General features: G+C 71.1%; 17 protein-coding genes. 6 read left to right on the top strand and 11 right to left on the bottom strand.

The window, feature by feature from the left end:
* Positions 1-6 precede the first annotated feature (6 nt).
* The 5 genes from O1W71_RS07850 to aztB all read right to left on the bottom strand — a co-directional run bounded on the left by O1W71_RS07850 (position 7) and on the right by aztB (position 5,153).
* Positions 7-837: a hypothetical protein gene (locus O1W71_RS07850; protein WP_269267314.1), complete on the bottom strand. Its 831-nt coding sequence runs from the start codon at positions 835-837 to the stop codon at positions 7-9.
* Between the two features lie 77 nt (positions 838-914).
* Positions 915-2,099: a zinc metallochaperone AztD gene (gene aztD, locus O1W71_RS07845; protein ID WP_269267313.1), complete on the bottom strand. Its 1,185-nt coding sequence runs from the start codon at positions 2,097-2,099 to the stop codon at positions 915-917.
* Between the two features lie 29 nt (positions 2,100-2,128).
* Positions 2,129-3,031 carry a metal ABC transporter substrate-binding protein gene (locus O1W71_RS07840; RefSeq protein WP_269267312.1) on the bottom strand — a complete coding sequence of 301 codons (903 nt, stop codon included), beginning with the start codon at positions 3,029-3,031 and terminating at the stop codon, positions 2,129-2,131.
* A complete protein-coding gene (locus tag O1W71_RS07835; RefSeq protein WP_269267311.1) occupies positions 3,028-4,275 on the bottom strand; it encodes a hypothetical protein in 1,248 nt (415 codons plus the stop codon). The genes O1W71_RS07840 and O1W71_RS07835 overlap by 4 nt, the downstream gene beginning before the upstream one ends.
* Entirely contained in the window at positions 4,272-5,153 is an 882-nt protein-coding gene (gene aztB, locus O1W71_RS07830) for a zinc ABC transporter permease AztB (protein ID WP_269267310.1), read from the bottom strand. The genes O1W71_RS07835 and aztB overlap by 4 nt, the downstream gene beginning before the upstream one ends.
* A gap of 54 nt (positions 5,154-5,207) precedes the next feature.
* Here aztB and aztA point away from each other — a divergent pair, with 54 nt between their 5' ends.
* Positions 5,208-5,927: a zinc ABC transporter ATP-binding protein AztA gene (aztA, locus tag O1W71_RS07825; RefSeq protein ID WP_269267309.1), complete on the top strand. Its 720-nt coding sequence runs from the start codon at positions 5,208-5,210 to the stop codon at positions 5,925-5,927.
* Positions 5,924-7,609: a glucose-6-phosphate isomerase gene (pgi, locus tag O1W71_RS07820; RefSeq protein WP_269267308.1), complete on the top strand. Its 1,686-nt coding sequence runs from the start codon at positions 5,924-5,926 to the stop codon at positions 7,607-7,609. Before aztA ends, pgi begins: the two co-directional genes overlap by 4 nt.
* Positions 7,610-7,703: 94 nt before the next feature.
* Here the strand turns inward: pgi and O1W71_RS07815 are convergent, their stop codons facing one another.
* Positions 7,704-8,258: a helix-turn-helix domain-containing protein gene (locus tag O1W71_RS07815; protein ID WP_112616623.1), complete on the bottom strand. Its 555-nt coding sequence runs from the start codon at positions 8,256-8,258 to the stop codon at positions 7,704-7,706.
* A 66-nt stretch (positions 8,259-8,324) separates the two neighbouring features.
* Between O1W71_RS07815 and O1W71_RS07810 the strand changes: the two genes are divergently transcribed.
* Positions 8,325-9,959 carry an FAD-dependent oxidoreductase gene (locus tag O1W71_RS07810; protein WP_269267305.1) on the top strand — a complete coding sequence of 545 codons (1,635 nt, stop codon included), beginning with the start codon at positions 8,325-8,327 and terminating at the stop codon, positions 9,957-9,959.
* A 102-nt stretch (positions 9,960-10,061) separates the two neighbouring features.
* Here the strand turns inward: O1W71_RS07810 and O1W71_RS07805 are convergent, their stop codons facing one another.
* From O1W71_RS07805 to O1W71_RS07790, 4 genes are all read right to left on the bottom strand, one after another.
* The gene (locus tag O1W71_RS07805; protein WP_269267303.1) at positions 10,062-12,155 is read right to left on the bottom strand and encodes a glucose PTS transporter subunit IIA; all 2,094 of its coding nucleotides are present in this window, start codon (positions 12,153-12,155) and stop codon (positions 10,062-10,064) included.
* An 88-nt stretch (positions 12,156-12,243) separates the two neighbouring features.
* Entirely contained in the window at positions 12,244-13,719 is a 1,476-nt protein-coding gene (locus O1W71_RS07800) for a PepSY-associated TM helix domain-containing protein (protein ID WP_269267302.1), read from the bottom strand.
* A gap of 82 nt (positions 13,720-13,801) precedes the next feature.
* Positions 13,802-14,443 (bottom strand): hypothetical protein, encoded by a 642-nt coding sequence (locus tag O1W71_RS07795; protein ID WP_269267301.1) that lies wholly within the window; start codon positions 14,441-14,443, stop codon positions 13,802-13,804.
* Between the two features lie 24 nt (positions 14,444-14,467).
* Positions 14,468-14,941 (bottom strand): S-ribosylhomocysteine lyase, encoded by a 474-nt coding sequence (locus tag O1W71_RS07790; protein WP_269267300.1) that lies wholly within the window; start codon positions 14,939-14,941, stop codon positions 14,468-14,470.
* A 230-nt stretch (positions 14,942-15,171) separates the two neighbouring features.
* Between O1W71_RS07790 and O1W71_RS07785 the strand changes: the two genes are divergently transcribed.
* The gene (locus O1W71_RS07785) at positions 15,172-16,194 is read left to right on the top strand and encodes a lytic transglycosylase domain-containing protein (protein WP_269267299.1); all 1,023 of its coding nucleotides are present in this window, start codon (positions 15,172-15,174) and stop codon (positions 16,192-16,194) included.
* A 95-nt stretch (positions 16,195-16,289) separates the two neighbouring features.
* Here O1W71_RS07785 and O1W71_RS07780 read toward each other — a convergent pair whose 3' ends face one another.
* Positions 16,290-16,418 (bottom strand): hypothetical protein, encoded by a 129-nt coding sequence (locus O1W71_RS07780; RefSeq protein ID WP_256978038.1) that lies wholly within the window; start codon positions 16,416-16,418, stop codon positions 16,290-16,292.
* A gap of 86 nt (positions 16,419-16,504) precedes the next feature.
* Here O1W71_RS07780 and O1W71_RS07775 point away from each other — a divergent pair, with 86 nt between their 5' ends.
* Positions 16,505-16,777, top strand: coding sequence for a VOC family protein (locus O1W71_RS07775; protein WP_269267297.1), 273 nt, complete (start codon positions 16,505-16,507; stop codon positions 16,775-16,777).
* 23 nt (positions 16,778-16,800) lie between these two features.
* Positions 16,801-18,039, top strand: coding sequence for an amidohydrolase (locus tag O1W71_RS07770; protein ID WP_269267295.1), 1,239 nt, complete (start codon positions 16,801-16,803; stop codon positions 18,037-18,039).
* The last annotated feature ends 8 nt before the right edge of the window (positions 18,040-18,047 follow it).

Below are 18,047 nucleotides of genomic sequence, written 5' to 3'. Positions count from 1 at the left end.
CGACGGTCAGGCTCGCACCGCGGGATCGGCGAGCGACCACTTCTGGGCCGTCTGCATCATCCAGAACACCAGGAACAGCGCCAGGGCGATGAGCTCTCCCCCCAGCACGACGGGGAGGTCGAACAGCACCGCCGAGACGACGGTCGCGGCGAGGTCGAGCAGGAGCGCGATCGCGACGATGACGTACCCGATCCGCGTCCGCCTCGCCGGTGGGTGCGCATCGGAGGGCCGCAGCGCCTCGGCGAGCGCGACGAGGGCGATGAGGATGAAGAAGCCGAAGGCCGCGACGGCGTGACCGTAGCGGACGAGCAGTTGCGGTGCGAGCGTCCACACGAGGGCCACGCCCGCGAGCACCGTCGCCGCAAGGGCGAGCGTCGGCCCCGTGTCGCGGAGAGCGACGTCTCCGCGTCGCGCCAGCACGAGACCGATCGCGAGCACGACGGCGCCGATCACGAGGTACGTCGCCAGAGCGTTGTCGAGGTCGTCCGTGAACCCGGCGGGGACGCACGGGGCGGCGCAGTCGACGACGACGCCGGGCACCTCGCCGGCCGAGATCGGCGTCGGGATGATGGCGATGAGCGGGGCCAGGAGCGCCGCGACATCCAGCAGCACCCGCTGCGGGCCCCGCCCGGAGAGCGCGAGCAGGCAGGCCGCGGCCGCGACGAGGGCGGCGGAGAAGACGGTGCGGGCCGAACTGTAGAAGTAGTGGCTGACGCTGGGCAGCACTCCCGCGTCGGGGATCGCGAAGAGCACCGCGAGCATGATCGCGACGGGTGCGCCCGCGAGGGTCAGGCGCAGGTAGCGATACGTGCGCTGCGAGGTCGAGACGGCCGGCACGACGTCAGGCTAACGGCGAGGTCGGACGTCCGCCGCATCCGCCCCGGTGACCGGAGCGGATGCGGCGGCGCGGCGCGTCAGGAGACGGCGGCGATCTCGTTCGGAACGTGCGGCAGCTTCACCGTCTGCACGATCTCACCCGTCGTGAGGTCGACCGCGACGAGCTCGCTGTCCGCCGGGTCGGTGACGTAGGCGATGTCGCCCGCGACCTTGACGGCCGGGTGCGGAGCCTGCCACTCGGCCGGACCCTCCCACGGGTCGACAACGGGCAGGGACTTCGTGATGCCCCCCGTGGCGGGATCGATCCAGTGCAGCGATCCGTCGGTGCCGATCAGCACGGCCTCGCCGGCCGGCCCGCGCGCGATGCCGCGGAAGGTGTACTCGACGCCGGCGGGCAGCGCGATCTTGGTCAGCGACTTCGCCTCGGTGTCGACGAGGGCGATGTTGCGCAGCAGGTAGCCCTCGGCGTCGGGGTCGTCCTTGTAGTCCATGACGACGAGCGGGCTGTCCTCCGCGACGAAGGCGTTGCCGATCCGGCCGTACGAGTCGGGCGAGGTGACTTTGGTGATCTCGCCGCCGTCGTAGATGATCGCGCCGTTCTCGCAGCCGAACACGACGCGCTCGCCCTCGGCGGTGCCCTCACCGTGGACGCCCGGGCAGTCGGCGTTGGACGCGACCTCGGTGCCGTTCGCGTCGAGCACGCGGATGCCGGTGCGCCCGGCCTCGCCGCCGACGGTGGTCAGCAGTGTGCCGTCCTCGAGCTCGACCGAGACGCCGTGGTGCGCCTCGACGCCGGCGATCACCTCGGCGTCGGGTAGCTTGCCGTCGAGCTGCGCGAGGTCGGCGGTGTCGAAGATCGTCGTATCGCTCGTCGCGTCGTCGTAGAGCACGGTCTTGCCGCCGTGGACGACGACGTGTCCGGCGGCGGCCGCCGGGACGACGAGGTCGGTGAGCTCGGGCTGCTGCACGTCGAGCAGCTGGAAGCCCTCCGACGTGGTGACCATGACGTGGCGGCCGTCACCGGCCGCGTTGAGCCGGATGAAGTCCTCGGAGTCGAAGTCTCCGATCACCTCGAGCTCGTCGCCGCCGAGCACCAGCACACCGCCCTCGTAGCCGAGCGCGACCCGGGGACCGGCGGGGACGGATGCCTCGGCCGACGCGTCGCCGGACGGGCTGGACGTCGCGGAGGGCGAGGACGAGCATCCCGCCAGCACCAGGGCTGCGGCGCCGGCGAGGGCGCCGAACTGCAGGGTTCTCTTCATGGGGTGGGTTTCCTTTCCAGGGAAATGCCTCATCGGGTGAGGCCGTCGGTGATGCGCTGGAGGTTCTGGCGCATCATGTCGAGGTAGGTGTCGCCGGGCTGCCCCTCCGGCGCGAGCGACTCGGTCAGCAGCGGCACGACGGACACGTCGCGCCCGGCTTCGTCGGCGAGGACGCGCATGAGCCGGTCGGGCTGCGACGAGTCGGCGAAGATCGTGCGGACCCCGGCCGCGTCGATCGCGTCGACGAGCTCCTGCAGGTCGGACGCGCTGGGCGCTGCGAGCGTCGTGCCGCCCGGCACGGCCGCCCCCAGGATGCGGACGTCGTAGCGGCGCGCGAGGTAACCGAACACGTGATGGTTGGTGACGAGCGCGCGGTGCTCGGCGGGGATGGACTCCAGACCGGCGGTCATCTCGGCGTCGACCGTCTCGAGTTCCGCGAGGTACGCGTCGCCGGCATCCGTCACGGCCTTTCCGCCGTCGCCGGCGAGGTCGGCGAGGACCGGGGCGAGTGCCTCGACGACGCTCGCGGTCTGGGTCGGATCGGTCCAGAAGTGCGGGTCGACCGCGTCGGAGTCGAGGTAACCGAGGGTCTCGACGTGATCGCCCGCGACGAACTGGGCCACACCGTCCGCGGCGGACGCGTCGACGTGGTGCTGCACCCCCTCTTCGAGCCCGAGCCCGTTCGAGACCACGAGATCGGCACTGCGCATCGTCGCCGCATCTTGGGCCGAGAGCTCGAACGAGTGCGGATCGGCGTCCCGCGGCATGAAGGTGACGACCTCGAGCTCTTCACCGGCGAGGTTCTGCACGATGTCGCCCAGGATGTTGGTCGTCACGACGACGGTCGGACGGTCGCTTCCGGCTCCCGAGCAGCCCGCGAGCGAGACCACCCCGGCGACGACGAGGCCGAGAGCCAGCGCTACCCGCCTCATCGGCCCGTCTCCGCGAAGAGGGCGGGGGCGTGCTCGGTGGGGAAGCTTCGGGCCACCCGCCCGCCGTCGGCGGGATCGAGCTCGAACAGCGTCCGCTCCGCGGGCCCGTTGAGGTAGGTGCGACGCTGGTCCGCGACGAGGTCGACGCCCGCAGCGAGCGCCGGGTCGGCGACGGATGCCGCCACCAGCGGCTCCGTGCGGGAGAGCTGCTCGCCCGTCGCACCGGAGATGACGATCACCGAGCCGTCGGCGGCGAGCGCGACCACGGTCTCGTCGGCGTCGTCGACGGCCGTCACACGGACGATCGGCAGGCCGGCGTCGTGCGCCGTCCACGAGCGCTCGCGGGTGTCGAGCAGCCAGAACGCCGAGGACTCGGTACGACCGGCCACGGTGGGGCGACCCTCGCGGTTCGCGAACGACAGAGCGCGGCTCGGCCCGCCCGCGGGATACGGGATGCTCTCGAGAGCCGTGCCAGCCGCATCCGAGACGGCGAGCACGGCACCGTCGGCGCATCCGATGACGACGCCCACGTTGGTCGCGATGGACCCCGCCGGCTCGACGCAGGGCGTGGTGTCGAGTTCCGACCCCGAGGCGTCGACGCGGCGGATCTCGCCCGAGCCGGCGTCGGCGATCAGCGCTCCCCCGGGGATCGGTGCGACGAGGGACCCGGGGGCATCGAGGTCGAGGCGGAAGCTCTCGACGATGTCGCCCTTCTTGAGCGCGTCGAAGTCGAGCAGCACGGCCTCGCCCCCGCGGTCGCCGTCGTCGAAGTAGACGCCGACGCCGAGGTCGCTCGTCACGGTGCGCGGTGTGCCGGAACCCTCGAGCTCGCCGAGGATGCGGGACGGTGCCTCGTAGTAATGGAAGTGATCGATGTGGTTCCACGTCCACACGCCGCTGTCGATGATCGACACCTCACCCTCGCGGGCCGCGAAGAGGAATCGTCCTTCGCTGTCGAGCGTGTCGGCGGGAGCGATGTCGCCGAGGACCTCGGACTGCTCGTCGATCAGGTCGAGGTGGTGCACGGCGCCGTCGGTGCCGATGCTGGTGAGGTGCAGCGCGGGCTCGGCGAGTTCGCGCGCCCCGGCGATGGCGCCGTGACCGTCGCCGAGGGCTTCGCCACGCGCGGTGGCATCAGCATCCGGAGTCGCGGCGGCCGAGTCCGACGGAGTGGCCTGGCAGCCGGCGAGCAGGGCGGCACCGGCGGTGAGAGCGATGAGCGAGAGAGGTGCACGAGTTCTCATGCGGTCCTTTCCGGGGTGTTCGGGATGACGGATGCCGGCGCGCGGCGCCCGTCCGGGCGGGTCAGAGCGCGCACGAGCGCGCGGATGCCGGTGGAGACGGCACCGGAGCAGATCGCGGTGAATGCGACCGTGGCGCCGGCAGCGGTGGCGGCGTGCCAGGAGATGAGCAGGCCCACGGCGACGGAGAGCGTGCCGATCAGGGCGGCGAGGATCATCGTGGGCACGATGCGCCGGGTCCACTGTCCGGCCGCGACGGCGGGGCCGAGGAGCATGCCGACCACCAGCAGCGAGCCGACCGCCTGGTAGGCCGAGACCACCGCGAGCGTGACGAGCCCGACGAGGACGATGTGGGCGGCGCGGGGACGGAGACCGAGCAGCTGCGCCTGTCGCGGGTCGACGGTCAGCGCGACGAACGCGCGGTGCCCGAGGGCTGCGACGACGACGGTGACGATGACCGCGACGGCGAGGGCGACGAGTTCGGAGGGACCGATGGCCAGGATGTCGCCGAAGAGGATGGCCGAGGCATCCGTCGCGAAGCTCCGCGACGCCGAGATGACGATGATGCCGAGCGAGAGGCTTGCGACGAACAGGAGTCCGATGCTGGTGTCGGCCGAGAGGCGGCCCCGGCGCTGCAGGGCTCCGACCCCGAGCGACATCGCCGCCGCACTGATGGCAGCGCCCGCCATCGGCGGGAACCCCGTGAGGGTCGCGACGGCGACCCCGGGAAGCATGCCGTGCGCCATGGCCTCGCCCAGGAACGCCATGCCGCGCAGCACGACCCACGTGCCGACGATGCCGCACACGATCGCCACGAGCGCGCCGCCGAGCAGGGCGCGCTGGACGAACGTGACGGCGAAGGGATCGAGGAGGAGGGACACGGTCGACGACCTTACATGAAAGTGAGAACCGTTTTCATTTGCAATACTGGGTGGATGTCCAGCTCCACTACCCCACTCGTCCCCGGTGGCTCCGTCGTCGCCCTGCGGGAGGTGACCGTCGCCTTCGACGGGCACCTCGCCCTTCGCGGCGTGGATCTCGACGTGACCGGCGGAGAGGTCCACGCGATCGTGGGCGCCAACGGGTCGGGGAAGTCGACCCTGATCGCCGTCGCGGCCGGGCTCCTCTCCCCCACCTCGGGAACGGTGCGCCGGGAACCCGGCATCCGCGTCGGTCTCGTACCGCAGACCTCGAACGACGGCGCCCGCCTGCCGCTGACCGTGACCGACTTGGTCGCGATGGGGCGCTGGCGCGAGCGGGGACCATTCCTGCCGCTGCGGCGCAGCGACCGCGCGCGCATCGCCGAAGCGATCGACACCGTCGGGCTGGCCCCTCTCGCCCGGCGGCCGCTCGGCCTGCTCTCGGGCGGCCAGCGCCAGCGGGCGTACATCGCGCAAGCCCTCGCGCAGGAGGCCGACCTGCTGCTGCTCGACGAACCGATGAGCGGACTGGATGCGGCATCCCGCGACGCCGTCGCATCCGCTCTCGCCGCCGTGGCGAGCACGGGCACGGCCGTCGTCGCCGTCACGCACGATCTGGCCGAGCTCGGCGAGGTCGACGCCGTGTGCCGGCTCGTCGACGGCCGCGTCGTGGAGAGTTCTCCCGCCGCGCCGCGTGGACGCGGACACCGTGGCGCGGCTACCGTGAGAGCGTGACCGCTGCTCCCATCGATGCCACCACCACCGCCGCCTGGACCGACCTCGAGTCGCTGAAGAAGGGCTTCACCCCCGACCTCCGCGGGTGGTTCGACAGCGACCCCGGGCGCGTCGAGCGTCTGAGCCTGCCGCTGGCCGACCTGCACGTCGACCTGTCGAAGAACCTCGTCACCGACGAGATCGTCGCCGCCCTCGTGCGCCTGGCCGAGCAGACCGGCGTCGCCGAGCGCTACGCCGCGATGGTCTCGGGCGAGCACATCAACACCAGTGAAGACCGCGCGGTGCTCCACACTGCCCTGCGTCGCCCCGCCGGCGCCTCACCCGAGCTCGTCGTCGACGGCCAGGATATCGACGCCGACGTCCAGGCCGTGCTCGAGAAGATGTCGGCCTTCGCCGACCGGGTGCGCTCGGGCGAATGGACCGGCATCACCGGCAAGAAGGTGACCCACGTCGTCAACATCGGCATCGGCGGCTCCGACCTCGGACCGGTCATGATCTCCGAGGCGCTTCGGCCGTACGCGACCGCCGGCATCCAGGCGCGGTTCGTGTCGAACATCGACCCGTTCGACATCGCGAACAAGACCGCCGACCTCGACCCCGAGACGACGCTGTTCATCGTCGCGTCGAAGACCTTCACGACCCTCGAGACCCTCACCAACGCGCGCCTCGCCCGCGACTGGCTGTGGGCCGGGCTGAAGGAGGCCGGCGCGATCGACGACGGCGAGGCGCAGAAGACGGACGCCGTCGCCCACCACTTCGTCGCCGTCTCGACCGCGCTCGACAAGGTCGAGGCCTTCGGCATCGACCCCGCCAATGCGTTCGGATTCTGGGACTGGGTCGGCGGCCGCTACTCCGTCGACTCGGCGATCGGCCTGTCGCTCGTGATCGAGCTCGGCCCCGACGCGTTCCGCGACCTGCTCGCCGGCTTCCACGCGGTCGACGAGCACGTGGCATCCACCCCGCTCGAGAAGAACGTGCCCGTTCTCATGGGCCTGCTCAACGTCTGGTACACCAACTTCCTCGGCGCGCAGACGCACGCGGTGCTCCCCTACGCTCAGCAGCTGCACCGCTTCGCGGCCTACCTGCAGCAACTCACGATGGAGTCGAACGGCAAGTCGGTGCGCTGGGACGGCACGCCCGTCACCTCCGACACCGGCGAGGTCTTCTGGGGTGAGCCCGGCACCAACGGCCAGCACGCGTTCTACCAGCTCATCCACCAGGGCACGCGCCTGATCCCCGCCGACTTCATCGCCTTCGTCAACCCGGCCCACCCGCTCACCGACGGCGGGCGCGACGTGCACGGGCTGTTCCTCGCGAACTTCCTGGCGCAGACGAAGGCGCTCGCCTTCGGCAAGACCGCCGAGGAGGTCGAGGCCGAGGGCACGACCGGAGCGCTCGTCGCGGCGCGGACGTTCGCGGGCAACCGTCCGACGACGTCGATCTTCGCGCCCGCGCTCACCCCGAGAGTGCTCGGCGAGCTCATCGCGCTCTACGAGCACATCACCTTCACGCAGGGCACGATCTGGGGCATCAACTCGTTCGACCAGTGGGGTGTCGAGCTCGGCAAGCAGCTCGCCCTGCAGATCGCGCCCGCGATCGAGGGCGACGCCGACGCGCTCGCCGCGCAGGACGCCTCGACCCAGGCCCTCCTCGCCTACTACCGCACGCACCGCGGCTCCTGACCCACGAACACAGACCGTCGACTCGCCAGAGAACGCGAATGCCGGGACACCGGCATCCGCAGTTCTCGGCGAGTCGACGCGTAGGGGGCGGGTGTCAGGAGGGGGCCGTCAGGGTATGCATGCGCTCACCGGCGGCGTTGAAGATGCTGATGACCTCGGCGGGGCGCGTGCCCACCGCGCTGATGGAATGCGGGGTGCGGGTGTCGAACTCCGCCGCCTCGCCCCGCGCGAGGATGAGCTCCTGGTCGTCGAGCACGAGCCGGATGCGCCCGCTCAGCACGTAGAACCACTCGAAGCCGTCGTGGACCCGAGGCGCCGGCGCCTCATCGGACGGCGGGAACGTCACCTTGTAGGTCTGCACGGGTGAGCTCTCGCGCGTCAGCGGCGCGACGACATGACCGTGCCGGGTCGTCGCGGGCCGACGCACCCGGGGATCGGGATGCTCGGCGGGCACGAGATCGTCGATCCGGATGCCGAGCTGCCGCGTCAGCGGCACGAGAAGCTCGAGGTTCGCCTGACGCTTGCCCGACTCGAGCCGCGAGAGCGTGCTCGTCGACATGCCCGCCCGCTCCGCGAGCTCTTCGAGGGTGAGCCCGCGTTCCTGCCTGGCCGCGCGCAGGCGCGGGCCGATCTGATCCAGTCCGGTCATGCATCCAGTTTGCCATTTCTGCAAACCTGTTTGCCAGAGCGCACTCGAATCCGGATGCTGTTCGACATGCAGATTCTCGATCAGGACGTCGTCATCGTCGGCGCCGGCCCCGCCGGCCTCAGCGCCGCGCAGATGCTCGGGCGGGCTCGCCGCCGCACCCTCGTGCTCGACTCCGACAGCCCGCGCAATCGGTTCGCCGAGCACATGCACGCCGTCGTGGGCTTCGACGGCACCTCGCCGACCGAGCTCCGCCGACGCGGCCACGCAGAGGCGGAACGCTACGGCGTCGCCTTCCGTTCGGCGCGCGTCTCATCGGTGACCGAGATCGACGGCGGCCTCGAGGTCGGCCTTGCCGGCGGCACCGAGCGGATCACGACGCGAGCGCTTCTCGTCGCGACCGGCGTCTCCGACCGCATGCCCGATGTGCCGGGGCTCGCCGAGCGCTGGGGACGGACCGTGCTGCACTGCCCCTACTGCCACGGCTGGGAAGTGCGCGATCGCCGTATCGGCGTGCTCGCGACGTCGCCGATGAGCCTGCACCAGATCGAGCTCGTACGGCAGTGGAGCCCCGACGTCGTGGCGTTCACCGCTGCGGCGGGTGACCTCGGGGACGACGTGCGGGAGCGGCTGCGCGCTCGCGGCATCCGCACCGTCTCCTCGCCCGTGGTCGCCGTCACCGGCCCGGCGGAAGCGGCGGACGACGCCCACGACGCGGCGATCGGCGCTGTCGTGACCGCCGATGGGCAGCACGTGGCGATCGACGCGATCTTCACCGGCGGACACCTCGAGCCTCGCGACGACTTCCTAGCCGGGCTCGACCTCGCCCGCGCCGACGGACCGGTCGGGTCGTTCATCGCCGTCGATGCGGCGGGGGCGACGAGTCACCCCCTCGTCTGGGCCGCCGGCAATGTCGTCGCGCCGATGGCGAACGTCCCCCTCTCGATGGGCGCCGGGTCGATGGCCGGTGCCGCGGTCAACGCCGCGCTCGTCGCCCGCGACGCCGCCGCGGCGCTCGAGCGCCGCCGGGGTCACGCCGCCGACTGGGAAGCCCGATACGCCGAGACGGACCGGGTGTGGTCGGGGCAGGTGAACGAGACGACCTCGACGGTGATCGCCGAGCTCGAGGCCGCGGGCTCGCTCACTCCGGCCACAGCGCTCGATCTGGGCTGCGGCGAGGGCGGCGACGCCCTGTGGCTCGCATCGCGCGGGTGGTCGGTGACCGGCGTCGATCTGTCGCCGACGGCGGTCTCACGGGCCCAGGCGGCCGCCCGTGACGCTCAGGTCGACGCGACCTTCGTCGCCGGGGAGATCGACGCGGCCGAGCTCGGCGAGTTCGACCTCGTGACGACGAGCTTCTTGCACTCGTGGGACCCGGAGTTCTCCCGCATCCCGCTCCTGCGCGCCGCCCTCCGCCACGTCGCCCCGGGCGGGCGACTGCTCGTCGTGTCGCATGCCGGCGGACCGCCGCGCGGCCCCGAGGACGGCGAGCCGCACGACCATCCCGACCATCCTCCGTTCCCCACGCCCGCCGAGGAGCGCGCCGCGCTCGACCTCGACCCCGCTGATTGGGTGGTCGAGCGCGAGGAGATCGTCGAGCGCCGAGAGATCCGCGAGCACGGGGCCTCTGCGGCATCGGGCCACGCGGCATCTCGTCCCCCGCACCTGCTCGACGGCGTCCTCCTGCTCCGCCGCCTCCCCTGACCCCGCGTACGTAAAACGTCGACTCGCCAGAATCTGCGGATGCCGGGGGCCCGGCATCCGCGATTCGTGGCGAGTCGACGTTGGGGGTCGGGGGTTGGGGGGTTACTTCTCCAGGACCAGGAGGGGGGCGCCGGCCGTCGTCGGGCCGAAGCCCACGGGGTCGACCGTCGCGAAGGCGTCGCCGTTGAGAACGATGACCGGCGTGATCAGCGGGTAGCCCGCCTTCTCGATCACGGCGCGGTCGAACGTCACGAGGGGCGTGCCCTGCTCGACGCGGTCACCGGCCTTGACGTGGACCTCGAAGCCCTCGCCCTTCAGGTTGACGGTGTCGATGCCGACGTGGATGAGCAGTTCCACCCCGTTGTCGAGCTCGAGACCGAACGCGTGACCGGTCGGCTGTGCAGCCGCGACGGTTCCGGCACCGGGCGAGACGACGGTGTTGCCCGTCGGCTCGATCGCGACACCCGGACCCATGACGCCGCCACCGAAAACGGGGTCCGGCACCTCGGAGAGCGCGACGGCCGTGCCGTCGAGCGGAGACGCGATCTCGATCGCCGCCGACACCTCATCGGTGGCGCCGGGCTTGTCGAGGGTCGCGGTCGCGGTCCCCTGCGCGGTCTGCGCGGGTGCCGCGGTCGACGAGCCCGAGGCCGCAGCCGCAGCGGGCGCGGCCGCAGCACCGGCAGCCGTCGCGCCGGCCTTCGCCTCGGCCTTATCGCGCTGCGCCTCGAACTCGGCGCGCTGCTCGGGCGTGCGGTAGTCGCTGATGATGACGAGGGCCATCGCGACGACGAACGCCGCGAGCACGGCGATGCCGTAGAGGACGACCGAGTCGAAGGCAGGGATCGTCAGGAGCGACGTGAACACGAACGCCTGCGTCTTGACGCCACCTCCGATGCCGATGATGAGACCACCGACGAGGCATCCGACGAGCATCCGGGGGTAGATGCGCTTGAAGCGCAGGTGGATGCCGTAGAGCGAGGGTTCCGAGATGCCGCCGAGCAGACCAGCCGCGAGGGCTCCCGTCGCCGTCTGGCGCATCTGCTTGTCGCGGGCACGCCACGAGATCCACAGCACACCGGCGGTCGCACCGAAGCAGGCGAAGTTCCATGCGCCCATGGGGCCCTGGATGAAGTCGTAGCCGAGGGTCTGGATGTTCAGCAGCATGACCGCGTTGATCGGCCAGTGCAGACCGAGCGGCACCATGAAGGGGTACGCGAGCGGGATGACGATCGCGAAGATGAACGGCGAGAAGTCGTTGATCGAGCTCAGGAGGTTCGCCAGACCGGCACCGGCGTAGACGCCGATGGGGCCGATGAGGAAGGCGGTGAGCGGGATCATGACCAGCATCGCCAGGAACGGCACGAAGATCAGCTGGATGTTCTCCGGAATGACCTTGCGCAGACCCTTCCAGAGCAGCCCGAGCACCCCCGCCATGAGCAGCGGCGGGAACACCTGCGAGCTGTAATCGAAGATCGTCAGGGGCATGCCGAACACCGGGACGGTCGTGATGTTCGAGCCCAGGAAGTTGATCTGCTGAGCGCCGTCCTGGTCCGCCAGCCCCGAGAACTGCGGGAGCATCACGACGGCCATGATCGCGAAACCGACCCACGGGTCCGCGCCGACCTTCTTGGCCGCGTTGTAGGCGACCATGAGCGGCAGGAAGATGAAGACGCACTGCCACATCAGGTTGATGAACTGCCACGACGGGTCGAGGACGACGCCCGGGGCATTCCACGCCGGGATGACGCCGAGGGTCGCCATCAGCGCCATGAAGGTGATGAACAGCGACGCGCCCAGCAGCGCGCCGAGGATGGGACGGAACGAGTCCGAGAGGAACTCGAACAGGGAGTCGAGCCAGGCGACCTTGCCGCGCGGTCCCTTGGCACGCTCGCGCGCCTTGACCGAGTCGATGTCGTCCTCATCCACAGCACCACCGCCGGCGCCCGACATCGCGGGGAGCGCGTTGATGTCGTTGTAGACGTTCTGGACGGCTCCGCCGATGACGACCTGGTAGCGGTTTCCGGCCTGCGGCACGGCGCCCATGACGCCCGGGATCGCCTCGACCGTCGACTGATCGACGTTCGAGGAATCGCGCAGTTGGAAGCGCAGGCGCGTGGCGCAGTGCGTCAGACTCTCGATGTTTCCCGGACCGCCGACGGCGTCGACGATCGATTCAGCGGGGCTTGTCGCCATGGCTCTTCTCCTGTTCTCCGACGGGTGGCCGGAGTTCTTCGCCCGGAACTCTACCCTGAGAGTTCGCCGGGAACGAGGGGTTGACCTGTCATGGCCTGACCACACTCGTTTCCGCTCCCCCGGAGGAAGATCTCCGCGCGCGCCGCACCCGCGCACCCTGGACGAGCGCGTCCCCGATGACGAACGCGGCGAGGGGCAGACCCACGAGGGGAAGGACGTACCCGATGCCGATCGCGACGGCCACCACGAGCGCGACGCCCCATACCGGCGCGTTCGGAAGCGCCTCGCCGGGCACCGCGCCGACCCGACGTGCGGGGTCGCGGGTGGGGCGGCGCTTCCACCACATCAGGTACCCGAGCACGACCATCGTCGCGATTCCGGCGGCGACCACGAACAGCACCAGCTGATTCACGAGGCCGAACATCGACCCCATGTGGAGGTCGACGGCCCACCGCGCGAGCTTCGCCATGAACGGGTAGTCGTCGAAGTCGACCCGGTCCACGACGGCGAGGGCGTCGCCGTCGATCGCGACTGCGTCGACCTCCGTCGGGAAGCTGCGCTGGATCTCCTGGACGACCCACGCCTGCCCCGCAGCCGAGGGCGGCCGGATCTCGATGAGGCCGACGTTCACGTTCTCGGTGCGCGCGACCGCGAGCACGTCGTCGAACGTATCGGGTGAGACCGCGGCGGTCGGCGCCGCGACGACCCCGTGGTCCGCATGGGCTCCCGCAGCACCACCGGAGCCGGTGTCACCGAGCGCCGTCGACAGCGCCGGGTTCTGCCACGACAGTGCCGCTCGCAGCGTGGAGACGTTTGCTCCCCCGTAGGTCGACCAGGTGATTCCCGAGGCAGACAGGAAGAGGGCTCCGACCACGAGCCACACCCCGAGTGACGCGTGCCACCCGAACAGGCGTCGGTAACCCTGGGCCCCTCGTTTCGGGCGGAACAGGTCCCTCTTGACGCGTGCCCTCCGCAGCCGCACGATCCAGAGCGTGAGCCCGGCCACCACGACGATGCCGAGCCACGAGGCGGCGAACTCGCTGTAGAGGCGGCCCGGCTCGCCGAGGTGGAGATTGCGGTGCAGGTCGCTGACCCACGCGCGAAGCGGCAGCGCGCCGCTCGTGCCGTAGACCGTCAGGTCGCCTCGGATCTCGCCCGTTCCGGGGTCGACGAAGACAGCGCGGGTCTGGCTCGGACCGAGCCCCTCCTGGGCGAACATGACGCGCGTCGTGTCGCCCGCTGCGGGCGCGGGCCGCACCGCCGCGAGCGAGGCGGCGTCACCGATGTACCCCTCGGCGATGCGGACCTGGTCGCCGATCGGGAGTGTCGTCTCGGTGACCGGCGCGCTGAGCTCATGGGCGTAGACGACGCGCTCGAGCTGCGGCGTCACGACGTAGACCGCTCCGCTGAGCGCCGCGATCAGGATGAAGGGGCCGACCAGGATGCCGGCAAAGAAGTGGATCCGCAGCAGCAGCGGCATGACCCATGCACGGCGCCGCGAGGGCGGGGCGAATTCGCGGGACGGGGCGCCGTCGGTGGACGCGCGTGGCTCGGTGATGGACATGGGACTCCTCGGTCATCGGGGGTGCCGGCGCGCGAAGCATCGTCAGCGCGCACGACGGATCGCCCCGACGGGCGCCGGGGCGTCAGAGAGCGAGGAGAGCGGGCGGACCTCGACGCGCGGGCGCCGCGACGAGGGCGCGACGGCGCGGTGTGCGAACGCTCGACGCGAGGGGGCGCAGACGCGGCGGCATCGGCGCGGAAGGGACGGCATCCCGAGTCACAGACCGCAGCCGCGTCGCGATGCGCCGCGCGAGATCGGCGAGCGCCGCGAGCAGCCGTTCGCCGCGATGCAGCAGCAGAGTTGTGATGGCGGCCGCCAGGATGTGGGCGCCGATCATCGCGGCGTCCGGGGTTGCTGCAGCGACCGCACCCGGCGCGGACGGGGATGCCGGGAGCGACATATGTCCCGCGTGCAGGCTGAACGGCCCCGTCAGGCCCGACGGGGTGGCAATCCGTGCGGAGCCTGCGAGCGGCACGACTCCGAGCGCGAACATGACGTGGAAGAGCGTCTGCGCCGCCGTGACCGCGGCCCCGAGGCGCACGACCGAGACGCGGCGCCCGACGACGGCGAGGCTGATCATCAGCGACAGCGCCCACGGGAGGGCGGCACCCAGCGCCGAGGGCGGTTCGCCTCCTGCTGCGACGTGCGACAGCAGCGTGACGAACGTGGCCAGGGTCGCGGCAGCGGCGGCTCGCAGCGCACGCTGGTGGCGAGACGGGGTCACGTCGCGGCGGTCGGTCGGCCGGCGTCAGACGCCGACGCGGGAGAAGGCGTCGAGGCTGATGCCCTGGTCGAGGACGGTCTTCGACCACTCCCGCGCCGAGTGCAGCGAGTGGTCGCGGTAGTTGCCGCACTCCAGAGCGGAGACGCCCGGGATGTCGGCCTCGACCGCCTCCTCGGCGATGAACCGCAGGCTGCCGGTGAGCGCCGCGACGACATCGGCGACCTCGGGCTCGCCCCACATGAGCAGGTGGAAGCCGGTGCGGCATCCGAACGGCGAGATGTCGATGACCCCCGTGATCCGATCGCGGAGCAGACCCGCGAGCATGTGCTCGATGGTGTGGATGCCGGCGGTCGGGATCTCGCCCGCGTTGGGTTGCACGAAGCGAACGTCGAAGTTGGTGATGGTTCCGCCGTCCGGTCCGTGCTCGACGCCGATCCGGCGCACGTACGGAGCCAGCACAGCGGTGTGATCCAGCGTGAAGCTCTCGATTTCAGCCACGTATTCCTCCTTCGACGCGGACGGTCGGACGGCCGCCGAGCGCCGCCGTTCCGGCCAGAGTAACGCTCCCCGTCATGGGGTCGGCGCGCTCGGGCATTCAGGTTACGTCCAGGGACTGTCCGGGACTCGTCCAGACTCAACCCGCAGACTCGGGGAGTTTTGTGCGTCCGCCCGAGACGCCCGCCGCCTGTCGCGGTGCCCGCAAACATCGAAGGACCGCCCCTGTTCGCATGACTTCTTCGTCGAGCCAGACCACCCGCCGCGACCTGCGGCGCTCCGCCAGCGTGAGCTCCAGCTCCGCATCCCGCCGCTTCGTCCGTCCCGCCGCCCTCACCCTCGGGCTGGCCATGGGGCTGACCGCGGTCGTGGGCACGACGGCCTCGGCCGCACTGCCCACGGCATCCGGCCCCGCACCGGTGATGCAGCGCGCTGCGCTGGTGACCGCCGCGGCCACGTCGACGGCGAAGCCGCTCAGCGCGATCGAGCAGGCCACGAGCGACGCCGTCGCCGCGGCTGAGGCATCGGTCGTCGAGGCCGCCACCGTGACCGGTGACGTCTCGGCCGCCGCGCTTCCGATCGAGGGCGACACGACGATCGACACCACGCAGCTTCGCGAGCGCATCGAGGGCCTGAAGGACACCGAGGTCATCCCGACGCTGCTCCTGCCCGACCTCACCGACAAGCTCACGGACGCGACCGACGATGTGCAGGCCGAGACGGCCGACCTCCGCGGACGTCTCGAGGCCGCACAGGCGCAGAAGGCCGCCGAGGAAGAGGCCGCGCGGATCGCCGCCGAAGAGGCCGCAGCCGCTGAGGCCGCCGCGAAGGCGAAGGCCGAGGAAGAGGCCGCCGCAGCCGCAGCCCAGCGTTCGAGCGGCTCGCGCTCGTCGTCCTCGTCGTCGTCGTCCGCGCCCGCTGCTTCGGCGGTCGCTTCGACGGGGGACAACTCCCCCGGCGCCGCGCAGCAGGCCGCGAGCAACATGCTCGGCGAGTTCGGCTGGGGCCAGGACCAGTTCTCGTGCCTCGTCTCGCTCTGGAACAAGGAGTCGGGCTGGAACTACCAGGCCTACAACAGCGGCAGCGGCGCGTACGGCATCCCGCAGGCGCTTCCGGGCAGCAAGATGGCTTCGGCCGGTGGCGACTGGCAGACCAACGCCGTCACCCAGGTTCGCTGGGGCCTCGGCTACATCTCCGGCCGCTACGGCTCGCCCTGCGGCGCCTGGGGCCACTCGCAGTCGGTCGGCTGGTACTGATCACCGCTCGCTGACGGTTCGCGAAAGCGCACGTCCGCTCGGTCCGCTCACGCGGAGACCGTGCGGACGTGCGCTTTCGCCGTTCCGGAGCGGGGTCAGTCCTCGTCGAGGGGGTCCTCGTCGAGGGGGTCCTCAGCCGTGACCTCGAGCGTCGGAGCTTCCTCGATCGGGTCGATGGGCATCTCACCGGGTGCGACGAAGGGCACGTTTCCATTGAGGCTCATGGTGGTTCCTCCCTGCAGTTCGTGAGTGGCTCACGCTACGACGTCGCCCGCAAGCGGTCAGCCCCGTTGCCGTCCGGCGATACCGGGTGTACCCACTGTCGAAGGGCGGGAGTACCGTCGGTCGCGACGAGGAGGTCACCGGCTCGAAGCGGGGGCGCAACCGCCTGCACGTCGACGTGTCGGTCGCACCCGTCGACGGTGCTCTCCGCGCGACGGCCGAGGCCGTGGATGCCGGGAAGGATCGTCTCGTCGGGCTCGGGGCGAGCGTCGTGCGGCTGGTGGAACAGCAGTGGGGCCCCTGGCCCGAGCGGTATTGGCAGATGCGAGACCCCGAAGGCAACGAGTTCTGCCTCCCGTGATCGTCCGGCATAGGGTCGAGGGCATGGCCCCCCGCATCCTCGCCGTCGTGAACGGCCGCATCGTCCCCGTGTCCGCGCCCGTCATCGAGAGCGGGACGGTGATCGTCACGGACGGCGTGATCACCGCCGTCGGCGGGGCCGAGACGCCCGTGCCCGACGGCGCCGAGATCGTGGATGCCGCGGGGCGCTGGGTTCTGCCCGGGTTCGTCGAGGCCCACGGCCACCTCGGAGTCCACGAGGACGGCGAGGGCTGGTCGGGCAACGACACCAACGAGATGACCGACCCCAACGGCGCCCGCTTCCGCGCGCTCGACGGCATCGACATCGATGAGGTCGGGTTCCGCGACGCCCTGCGCGGCGGCGTCACCTCCGTCGTGATCAAGCCGGGGTCGGGCAACCCGATCGGCGGACGCACCGTCGCCATCAAGACGTGGGGCGGGCGCACCGTCGACGAGCAGGTGATCGCCGAGAACGTGTCGGTGAAGTCCGCCCTCGGCGAGAACCCCAAGCGCGTCTACGGCGACAAGAAGCAGACGCCCTCGACCCGCCTGGGCGTCGCGTCCGTGTTGCGCGACGCCTTCGTCGGCGCCCAGAACTACGTCGCGAAGCGGGATGCCGCGGCGGCCAAGGGCGAGCCGTTCGAGCGCGACCTTGGAAAGGAGACGCTGGCTCAGGTGCTCGACGGCACGCTGCTGTGGGATCAGCACAGCCACCGTCACGACGACATCGTCACCGCGATCCGGCTCGCCGAGGAGTTCGGCTACCGGCTCGTCGTGAACCACGGCACCGAAGGCCACAAAATCGCGGACGTCCTGGCCGAGAAGGGCATCCCCGTCATCTTCGGGCCGATGCTCACCTCGCGCTCGAAGGTCGAGCTGCGCGACCGGGCGATCGGGGCGCTCGCCCTGATCGCCGAGGCCGGCGTCACCGTCGCCATCACGACCGATCACCCGGTGGTGCCGATCGACCAGATCCGTCTGCAGGCGATCCTCGCCGTGCGCGAGGGCCTCCCGGCGGATGTCGCGTTGCAGGCGCTCACGACGAACCCGGCCAGCATCCTGCGGCTCGACGACCGCGTCGGCGCGCTCGAGGCCGGTCGCGACGGCGATCTCGTCCTGTGGTCGGGCGACCCGCTCGCGGTGGAGTCGCGAGTCGAGCACGTCGTCATCGGCGGCACCACGGTGCTCGAGACCACGGACGACGGCGATGTGCACATCGTCGAGCGGTGGGAGCGGTTCGGCCGGTCCAGCTGGCTCCGCTGAGCCGGAGT

It is taken from the genome of Microbacterium sp. H37-C3, from assembly GCF_027157935.1.
GTDB classification, from domain to species: Bacteria; Actinomycetota; Actinomycetes; order Actinomycetales; family Microbacteriaceae; genus Microbacterium; species Microbacterium plantarum.
The sequence above is the reverse complement of the archived record's forward strand: the minus strand, read 5'-3'. Positions and strand labels throughout refer to the sequence as shown.

Excerpts from the sequence above, each read along its gene's own strand:
- aztD (WP_269267313.1), bottom strand. The coding sequence starts at position 2,099 with ATGAAGAGAACCCTGCAGTTCGGCGCCCTCGCCGGCGCCGCAGCCCTG.
- O1W71_RS07840 (WP_269267312.1), bottom strand. The coding sequence starts at position 3,031 with ATGAGGCGGGTAGCGCTGGCTCTCGGCCTCGTCGTCGCCGGGGTGGTC.
- O1W71_RS07835 (WP_269267311.1), bottom strand. The coding sequence starts at position 4,275 with ATGAGAACTCGTGCACCTCTCTCGCTCATCGCTCTCACCGCCGGTGCC.
- aztA (WP_269267309.1), top strand. The coding sequence starts at position 5,208 with ATGTCCAGCTCCACTACCCCACTCGTCCCCGGTGGCTCCGTCGTCGCC.
- O1W71_RS07815 (WP_112616623.1), bottom strand. The coding sequence starts at position 8,258 with ATGACCGGACTGGATCAGATCGGCCCGCGCCTGCGCGCGGCCAGGCAG.
- O1W71_RS07810 (WP_269267305.1), top strand. The coding sequence starts at position 8,325 with ATGCAGATTCTCGATCAGGACGTCGTCATCGTCGGCGCCGGCCCCGCC.
- O1W71_RS07805 (WP_269267303.1), bottom strand. The coding sequence starts at position 12,155 with ATGGCGACAAGCCCCGCTGAATCGATCGTCGACGCCGTCGGCGGTCCG.
- O1W71_RS07800 (WP_269267302.1), bottom strand. The coding sequence starts at position 13,719 with ATGTCCATCACCGAGCCACGCGCGTCCACCGACGGCGCCCCGTCCCGC.
- O1W71_RS07785 (WP_269267299.1), top strand. The coding sequence starts at position 15,172 with ATGACTTCTTCGTCGAGCCAGACCACCCGCCGCGACCTGCGGCGCTCC.
- O1W71_RS07780 (WP_256978038.1), bottom strand. The coding sequence starts at position 16,418 with ATGAGCCTCAATGGAAACGTGCCCTTCGTCGCACCCGGTGAGATGCCC.
- O1W71_RS07770 (WP_269267295.1), top strand. The coding sequence starts at position 16,801 with ATGGCCCCCCGCATCCTCGCCGTCGTGAACGGCCGCATCGTCCCCGTG.